The 4,738-nt window shown below is 42.5% G+C and carries 6 protein-coding genes; 1 reads left to right on the top strand and 5 read right to left on the bottom strand.

Annotation, left to right across the window (positions count from 1 at the left end; all coding sequences use genetic code 11):
• Positions 1-59: 59 nt before the first annotated feature.
• Positions 60-470 (bottom strand): hypothetical protein, encoded by a 411-nt coding sequence (locus PKH29_10945; protein HNX15352.1) that lies wholly within the window; start codon positions 468-470, stop codon positions 60-62.
• 165 nt (positions 471-635) lie between these two features.
• Between PKH29_10945 and PKH29_10940 the strand changes: the two genes are divergently transcribed.
• Positions 636-1,241 carry an FMN-dependent NADH-azoreductase gene (locus PKH29_10940; protein HNX15351.1) on the top strand — a complete coding sequence of 202 codons (606 nt, stop codon included), beginning with the start codon at positions 636-638 and terminating at the stop codon, positions 1,239-1,241.
• Positions 1,242-1,353: 112 nt separating this feature from the next.
• Here PKH29_10940 and PKH29_10935 read toward each other — a convergent pair whose 3' ends face one another.
• From PKH29_10935 to PKH29_10920, 4 genes are all read right to left on the bottom strand, one after another.
• A complete protein-coding gene (locus PKH29_10935) occupies positions 1,354-2,169 on the bottom strand; it encodes a GGDEF domain-containing protein (protein HNX15350.1) in 816 nt (271 codons plus the stop codon).
• A 649-nt stretch (positions 2,170-2,818) separates the two neighbouring features.
• Positions 2,819-3,061 carry a hypothetical protein gene (locus tag PKH29_10930; protein HNX15349.1) on the bottom strand — a complete coding sequence of 81 codons (243 nt, stop codon included), beginning with the start codon at positions 3,059-3,061 and terminating at the stop codon, positions 2,819-2,821.
• A gap of 388 nt (positions 3,062-3,449) precedes the next feature.
• Positions 3,450-4,484 (bottom strand): nitrogen fixation protein NifH, encoded by a 1,035-nt coding sequence (locus PKH29_10925; GenBank protein ID HNX15348.1) that lies wholly within the window; start codon positions 4,482-4,484, stop codon positions 3,450-3,452.
• Between the two features lie 26 nt (positions 4,485-4,510).
• Positions 4,511-4,738: GNAT family N-acetyltransferase (locus PKH29_10920; GenBank protein HNX15347.1), on the bottom strand; the 228-nt coding region annotated here is incomplete at its 5' end.

Below are 4,738 nucleotides of genomic sequence, written 5' to 3'. Positions count from 1 at the left end.
CCTTGTGTTCACGCAAAACCGGAACCAGCCCGTTTAAGTTCATTAGAAATTGACAGGTTTCAATCGTTCTTTTCGTTCTTTTCGTTTTTTACGCTGTTTCTCTTTTTCATAATAAAGCTCATCAGAAACAAGACGCCGATTAAAAACGCGGGGCCCGCAAGCGTCATGCTCGATGCCAGAGCCATATACCATTGAAATCCGGAGCGGAACGCATTGAATGCCGTCAGCCCCATATAGAGAAGACCTGCGCCGATGAAAGCAAAAGCGCCGACGAGTTCGAACTTCCACGCGATCAACAGCAGCACAAGCAAAACAATCGACGGGATGCTGTGCATAAAAAAGGCAAGCGCCGTTTCCCCCGGGCTCAGCCCAAGTTCAAACACATCAAATGAAAACAACGTCAAAAAACAGATGAATAGAATCGAGAGAATTCTCGGTGCCCAATAGAGGATACCGGTTGCTTTTTTCATTTTTATCTGCCCCTTTCCTTACGACTGAAAAGCATATGAATTTTCTTGTTTCGAACTATCATGAATTATTATAACATATACAGCCTGAACCGACAAGGTATATCGCATGAATACGGAATAATAATAAAAACGTTGTTTTATTTTATGAACGGGAGGCAAAAAACCATGAGTTCGGTACTCTATATTAAAGCAAACGCGAAACCGGAAGGCCAATCGAAGACGTTTCGGATATCGGATGAATTCATATCAACTTATCGTAAAGTTCATCCGGACGATAAAATTAAAACGTTGGATTTATATAAAGAGGGGATCGACTTTTTATCGGCGGATGACATCAATACCGTTTTCGGGCCCAAAACCACCGGGAGCAGAAATCATCCGATATTAAAATACGCTTATCAGTTCGCCGAAGCGGACAAATATGTCATCGCCGAACCGCTGTGGAATCTGAGTATTCCGGCAATTTTGAAGGCCTATATCGACTATATCTGCGTGACCGGAATCACGTTTAAATATACCGCAGAAGGCGCGGTCGGTCTGTGCCGGAATAAAAAGGCAATCAATATTTCCGCAAGAGGCGGAGAATATTCGGTTGAACCGTATTCGTCATTTGAAATGGGAGACCGCTATCTTCGGACGATCTTCGGCTTTTTGGGGATCCCCGATTTTACGACTGTTTCCGCTGACGCATTGGATATCGTCGGAAATGACGTCGAAGCGATTGTAGGTAAAGCAATCGGAGAAGCAAAAGAAAAAGCCAAGAGTTTTTAATCTATAAATCTATATTATGTCTTTGTTCATTTATAATTTTAAAGGGAACCAAACGGATGGTTCCCTTTTTTCGTGTTTTGTTCTTATTACTTAATGAAGCGCCGACTACTTTTTATTGATCACCGGGTTGAATGTCGGTCGGTAAGGAATTATTTTTTCGAAGTTGTTTAAACCGGTACATCTGATCGTCAGCTTCCTTCAACTGCTTTAGAAAATCCGAATTTTTACCGCTTTGAAAAAAACTGTAACCATATGCGACGGTTGGTAAACGGCGGTCGTTCGCGCGTTCCCGGGTAAGGTTGTCTGTGAGGCATTTCAGCTGTTTTTCAACCGTTTTTCGTTTTGCATCTCTGCAGACAATACAAAATTCATCTCCGCCAATTCGATAACAGGTACATTCATTGTCAAACGAGTTTTGTATAATCTCCGCCACTCTTTTTAAAACAATATCTCCGTAATCGTGCCCGAAAGTGTCGTTGAGTTTTTTAAAATCGTCGATGTCCATAACGACAATGCAAAACATCTTACGGCCTTTCAGCTTTTTAACGGCGTTCTCAAATGCTGCCCTGTTGTACAGATTCGTCAGTGTATCAAAACTGCCGTCAAATTCGGAAAGTAAAATATAATACAAAAACAATGACAGCGTTACGCAATGCCACGAGGTATAAACCGACGGAACCAAAAGCTGAATACAGGTACCGGCAACAGTAAACAGAGACAAGGCGATAATTTTACTTTTAATCGGATATAAAAACTTTCGGCACATGCGCAAAGTGCCGATCACCAGGATAATGATGTTGATGATATAAACCGCAACAAAAAGCGCGAAAATGCTTCCCCTTTCGTAGTGATTGCTGATATCGACATAAAAGATCAATCCGAACAATGGGGATAAAACAACGGCGACGATATTTAAAACGGTCGGCAATAACAGATAGAGGTGTTTTTTAAGAGAATACCGTCAAAAATAGCCAACAAAACAATCGGAATAACCGGCGTTAGCGCAAAACCGAGTACATTGAAGAGAATATTCAAACCGCGCAGTCCGATATTTCCGTCACTGCACAATATGGTGCCTGCCTCGGAAAAAATCACAAGGATTGTAAGCACAATTCCGTATATGAACGGCTTTTTACGGTGATCGTTCAGGATATTGTTGTTTATTAATAAACCCAACAGAAAAAGAAGGGCGACGATATTCAGTGAATATGTGGCGAAATAAGTATCCAATTTCCAACTGGTCCTTTTCATTTATATTACAGGGAGGTGGCACAATTAGAATCCAATCCCCTTATAAACAATGCTTACATGTTCTGTTTTGATTCATTGAAGACGCTACTCGAGAGCTTTTTCATATAGGGACTATACATTCGTTTGGAAATCTGCCGATTGGTCATACTTCCGGTCAATTATAACATAATCTCAGAATAAAAGCAAAGTAAAAAAACCTTCAGTTCCCATTGCTGTACGGATTAAGTGATTGCATACTCGCTGTGACAGATGTGATCGGTTCGGATGTGTTATTTCACTTTGGAATTTTCCGCCCTCTCTTGTAATGAACCCTTAAAAGTATATCTTTACTTCTCCGTCTTCTTAGCCGCAGATATCAATTTATTATATAACTCCTCACCCACGCACTGGATGGCATATTTGCACCATTGCACGCAGGATTGTATGTCGTTGTAAACCGTATAGCCGCATCTTTCACATTGGATCTCAATATCGGTGGAGAACATCTCCACTTCCGCTCCGCACTCGGGACATATTTTGATTTTAAGCTCCGGCGTTTTCAGCCCATCCGCACCGTGGCAGCCCGGCATACCATCACCTCCCTGCTTAGTATAGTATAGCATAAACCGGGCGTGTTGTCTGCTGCCTTCGAAATAAAATGGCGGAAGTATTATTTTCCATTATTCAGCCGATTGAAAAGCACAGCTTGCCGCAGGATCGGAACCCATGACGGGAAATTCCGTTTTACGGGGAAAAACGGGAAAACGGGAATTTTAAGGGTCGCTTTTAAAAATGTTTATTTTTTTATATAGACGTTGTTTTTCCATACACAACAGAGAAAAAATAAAAATACTTTGCAAAACCCCATTGATTTTCCCGTTTTCCCGTAAAATTCCCGAACCGTCAGATTCCGTCCGAAAAATCTCCTAAATCGCTTCCTGATATTTTTGTTCGTGAAAACAGAGATCTCTTTTTTGATCAATTCCGCTTTGAATGAATTGTATTGAATAAATAATATCTTTTTAAAACTCTGATCGCCCTCAGCGTGATCCATTTACTCTGTTCCCCCTGCTTCTCCGGCGGGATCAGCAGACTGTCCGTAATGGTTGTGTTTTCATTGTGCCATCTGCCCATTTCGTCCTGCTTCGAAATGATGAGGTTTATCGCATCGTCCATGCGGCTGTCATGAATGCCGAGTTCGGTTAAAATATCCGCTATTTCCAATACATCGGTCTGATACATCAGCGGAAAACCGAATTTCAGCCAACCGGGTTTGGAAGTTTTGCTCAAGTTATGGCTTTGCTTATACACATGGTGTATTAATATAAATTCGACAATTTTGTTGATGGTGTCGTTTACTTCACCTGTTCTTTTTTCCTGAGGGATGGCGCTCAGTCCTTTCAACACTTTCACCGCGCCCATAAAACAGGTGTGTTTACCCCAACACATTTCGAGTCTGTCATACGGCGGATTTTGCGGATCATTTTCAATCCCGTCATTGATACGCATATAGTTCGTAACCCAATGAATGGCTTGTTGCAGCCTCGGATCATCGATATAACCGAAACAGATTAAACTCCGTATCAAATTTCCGGTAAGGCACGGGATCACTTCGGTGATTCTCCCGCCGCCCTTTTTCGCCGAAGTGTTGATCGCAAACCCGCCGTCTTCGGTCTCCTGAGAATTTTTAAAAAGATATTCGCATTGTTCCGCAATCTGAGGGTTGACTTCGGCGCCCATTTCGGCAAGCGCAATCAACTGCCAAACAAGACCCTTGTATTTGTCGGTGTAAAACTTGGGATAGCTCTCAATATATGCGGGTTCCCGCTGTTTTCGGAGAATCTCGGGCACCATGCCGTATTGCATGATTTCACGTTTTGCCTTTTGTACATCCGAGTCGATTTCCGGCTTGTCCAGAATATCCCTCAGCGTAAAATAGCGCACCGAGGGATTTTCCTCTTCCGTTAACCAATTTGTCAGATCTGCTTTCAATAAAGATGTCCACTCATTCATTATAATCCCTCCCGGAATATGTCACACTACTCCGCTGCCGTTTTCGCGTAATAAAGACAGTGCTGCTTTTTGTTGTGATAAAAGATATCGTCCTCCCGTTCAATGCGCGTCATCCCGCATTTCTCCATCACGCGAAAACTTGCCCGGTTATTTTCAAACGCGCCGGCAATCACCGTGGAATATCCTTTTTGGAACAAGTCCTCAATCACAGCAGCCAGCATCTCCGTGGCATATCCCCGGTTATGAAAATCCGG

The organism is Oscillospiraceae bacterium (genome assembly GCA_035353335.1).
Lineage (GTDB): Bacteria > Bacillota > Clostridia > Oscillospirales > JAKOTC01 > DAOPZJ01.
Note: the sequence above shows the minus strand (reverse complement) of the source record. Positions and strands in the feature narration are given on the sequence as shown.